This is a genomic window from uncultured Brachyspira sp. (assembly GCF_944390595.1).
GTDB lineage: Bacteria > Spirochaetota > Brachyspiria > Brachyspirales > Brachyspiraceae > Brachyspira.
This window is the reverse complement of sequence record NZ_CALXRN010000051.1, coordinates 1-2,544: the sequence shown is the minus strand read 5'-3', so window position 1 is coordinate 2,544 and position 2,544 is coordinate 1. Positions and strand designations below refer to the sequence as shown.

Here is a 2,544-nt window from a genome sequence, read left to right as displayed (position 1 = left end):
ATTCTTTTCTGAATGTTATAGTTGTAAGTTTATCTCTTACATCTTCTTTTGAATACCAACCCTCAAATTTAGGTTTATCATTTGGATTAAATTCATAATATTGAAAAGGGGTTTCTATTTTGTATTGCCTGTAATATAAATCCTTAAAATATTTTTTGTCATAATCATGGTAAACCGGCATTTCATCTATGTATAATTTACTAGTTTCACGAATAATTAATTCATCGCCGTTATTTATAAATATTTGACTTGGGAAACGATCAAAATATTCATTTGCAAAACCGTCAAATTGTCTTTTTATTCTACTTTCATCTTCTGCACAATTATTGTTTAATGATAGTATATCCTCCATTTTAGATTTGTTGTCATTAAACCATTTGGCATAAGCATTATCTTTATATCTATAGCAATTAATATATATATTATTTATTTTATCTTTAAGCATAAAGAAATCTTTTCCATCTACTATTATTTTATTTTGAGAATACCATTTTTTTGAACGCTTTCTTATATACATAAAAATAATATAAAAAATAACAATAAAAACTAAACCTATAATAAATTTAGTATTTTCATTTTGATTCAAGAGAAAATCAAATATATTATCTGTCATAATAAACTCCTATTGTTGCTAGCAATAAACTCGCTTAATATTAGCTGGCAACTAAAGTTGCCAGCTGCTCGTTTATTACTTTAAAAATTATTTTTGTTGCTATGTTCGCCTTTTATTGTTGCTAGCAATAAACTCGCTTAATATTAGCTGACAACTAAAGTTGCCAGCTGCTCGTTTATTGCTTTAAAAATTATTTTTGTTGCTATGTTCGCCCACACGAAGTGCGCCTACTCGGTTCGCCATATAATAACCTACTTGGCGGCTTTGGCTAGCTTTTTGTTGTTATGTCGCCTTTTATTATTTTTTTTGCGATATACATATAAATCCATTATTAAAAAAAATAATAAAGTGAATAAAATTTTAAAATACAATTTTTCATTAACCTCCTTATCGTATCCTAATTATAATTTTATTCACTTACAATATTATTTTCCTAATTTACGAAGACTAATTGAGTTAACTTGCTGTGTTCCATCGTAAACAGATAGTTCAAGTCCCTCACTAGTAAATTTAAATTCTAAGTGAGCATCGTTTGCAGATATAGTTTTATAATGATTGTCTGCTACTTTTGATAATTTACTATTTCCTATATCTCCTTTTATAGCTCTGTCGCTTTCCATTACAATATCTACACACTTTTTTACAACTTCTATTGTAGATTCATCATTAGGATAGTTAATTTCTATACCATCATAACCCACAATTATAAGAATCGATTTCATATATGTTTCATCAGCTGACATAAAATATTGACCATATAGCTCTTCAGGTATATTTATGTTTTTTTCTGTTTTTTGCGAACATGCAGAATTAGTCACTAAAAAACTTGAAATTAATAAAGTAAATAAAAAATTAAAAATACAATTTTTCATATAGCCTCCTATAGTATAGCATTATAAAAAAATATTTGATTATGTCAATACATACGTAATTTTTTAAATTTACCGGTGTTTTTTATTATTTTTTTTGCAAATTTACAATACGGCAAAATCATGCAAATTATATATTATATAAATAAGTAAATTGAAACTACACTTTAAAAATAAATTTAATTAAAAAATTTCAATTAATTAAACAAATAAGACAAATAATGATCTTTCTTAAGATGACCTTTTATATCGTCTAAAGGGATAAATATTTTTTTATGTCCTTTATCATTCATTAATATAATACCGGATTCTGTTATAAGGAAAAGTAAATTATCTATATTTTTATAAAAATTAGAATTATGTTTTTTTAATATTTCATCAGCATTATTAACAAAATCTTTCAAATAAGGACTTATTAATTTTTCATTATCTAAATCAATTATGAGCGATATATTATTTATTATAAGATTATTATTAGATTCTATTTTAGAAAATCTTTTGTATACGCATATTGTTTTATTATCAAAATAAACTATATTATCAGCATTATAAAAATCTTTAAGTTTGTCATAATATTTAATTTTTATATCATTAAATAAAACTTTATCATGTTTCTTTAAAATCTGTTCAACATTTATCTTCAATTCATTTTTTTTATCGTAATATGGTTTATTATCTCCATTTATATATGAATTAATTTTATCATTGTTTTTTATATTGAAATGATAGAGATCAAATAAATAGCGAAGAATATTTATCAAATGATTAGATTTTGCTATCTTTTTAAATACTAATTTAGAATATTCTACCTTAATATCAGGATTTCTATTTACTTCAAAAACTCCATTTATAATTTTAGAGTCAGATACTTCCATAATATAATTAATTTCATTTTTATCACCATTTATAAAATCATAAAGAGAACAATCAAATTTTATAGTGGCTTTTTCATTTCTTTCTATAATAATATCATACCAGCTAAAATATTCTTTATCATTTTTTTTATCATCATTAAAATCATAAATAGAAATATAATTATCCATAAAATTACTGAGTATATTA

The 2,544-nt window shown here is 23.2% G+C and carries 1 protein-coding gene and 2 pseudogenes; all 3 read right to left on the bottom strand.

Translation table 11 applies throughout. The annotated features are described in order from the left end of the window. A pseudogene (locus Q0J90_RS02860) lies at window positions 1–613 on the bottom strand (hypothetical protein); the annotation flags it as partial. A gap of 425 nt (window positions 614–1,038) precedes the next feature. Continuing rightward, window positions 1,039–1,485 (bottom strand): hypothetical protein, encoded by a 447-nt coding sequence (locus Q0J90_RS02855; protein ID WP_297276474.1) that lies wholly within the window; start codon window positions 1,483–1,485, stop codon window positions 1,039–1,041. Between the two features lie 194 nt (window positions 1,486–1,679). After that, window positions 1,680–2,544, bottom strand: a pseudogene (locus tag Q0J90_RS02850) (ankyrin repeat domain-containing protein); the annotation flags it as partial.